General features: G+C 52.8%; 2 tRNA genes and 3 rRNA genes. All 5 read right to left on the minus strand.

Annotation, left to right across the window (positions count from 1 at the left end):
* Positions 1-264 (minus strand): 23S ribosomal RNA (locus ACFSUC_RS11500); the annotation flags it as partial.
* Between the two features lie 267 nt (positions 265-531).
* Positions 532-607 (minus strand) — tRNA-Ala (locus ACFSUC_RS11505).
* A 25-nt stretch (positions 608-632) separates the two neighbouring features.
* Positions 633-709: transfer RNA gene (locus tag ACFSUC_RS11510), tRNA-Ile, on the minus strand.
* A gap of 42 nt (positions 710-751) precedes the next feature.
* A 5S ribosomal RNA gene (gene rrf, locus ACFSUC_RS11515) occupies positions 752-868 on the minus strand.
* A gap of 157 nt (positions 869-1,025) precedes the next feature.
* A 16S ribosomal RNA gene (locus ACFSUC_RS11520) occupies positions 1,026-1,110 on the minus strand; the annotation flags it as partial.

A 1,110-nucleotide genomic window follows, 5' to 3' on the forward strand; every position in this document is an offset into this window, starting at 1 on the left:
CCGCGTTCGCTCGCCGCTACTGACGGAATCACTCTTGTTTTCTCTTCCTCAGGGTACTTAGATGTTTCAGTTCCCCTGGTCTGCCTCTTGTTTACCTATGGATTCAGTAAACAGTGACTGCGGTTTACCACAGCCGGGTTTCCCCATTCGGACATCCCCGGATCAAAGCTTGCTTACAGCTCCCCGAGGCATTTCGTTGTTCGCCACGTCCTTCTTCGGCTCCTAGCGCCTAGGCATCCTCCGTGTGCCCTTACTAGCTTATCCACTTCGGTTATTGCTTTCGCTTCCTTCTCTTGCACAGAGTGCAAATGTCGGGCGCGAAACAAAACCTTCGTTCTCGTGTGCGGGATTTGACAAGATGTCATCCCCGTACACGCTAGTAAAAACTGCGTTGATTCTTACCTAAACTCTTTCGCTATCCAGTTTTCAAGGATCAAGTTTGCCGTCTTTTCAGCGGCAAGTGGTATCTTACCATATCCGCTTTGTCGTTTCAACCGGCTTTTTGAGCCGTCACGTTCAAAGCATTGCGTTTGGTGGAGCCAAGCGGGATCGAACCGCTGACCTCCTGCGTGCAAGGCAGGCGCTCTCCCAGCTGAGCTATGGCCCCCTATTCCTAGGGTATTAGGTTTATATGGTGGGCCCTAGTGGACTCGAACCACCGACCTCACCCTTATCAGGGGTGCGCTCTAACCAGCTGAGCTAAGGGCCCAAGCCTTTTGCCTTTACGGCTTGATCAGGCTTGTATTGCCCGGCTTGGCAATGTCCTACTCTCCCAGGACCCTTCGGTCCAAGTACCATCGGCGCTGGAGGGCTTAACGGTCGTGTTCGGTATGGGTACGCGTGGTACCCCTCCGCCATTATCACCAAACCGGATTGAAAGGTTGCCCTTTCAAAACTGAACGCGAGTGAAATTGTCCTTTTTGTGCATCTTGTGCACATTCGTTCTTGTGCCTTGGGCCCCGCAAAAGGACTTGAATCAGCTGCTAAGCTGTTCTTCACTTCTGTGGGTACCTAGAGCTCCATAGAAAGGAGGTGATCCAGCCGCACCTTCCGATACGGCTACCTTGTTACGACTTCACCCCAATCATCTGCCCCACCTTCGGCGGCTGG

Origin of the sequence: Marinicrinis sediminis (assembly GCF_042685085.1) — a bacterium.
In the GTDB taxonomy this organism is placed as follows: Bacteria; Bacillota; Bacilli; order Paenibacillales; family KCTC-33676; genus Marinicrinis; species Marinicrinis sediminis.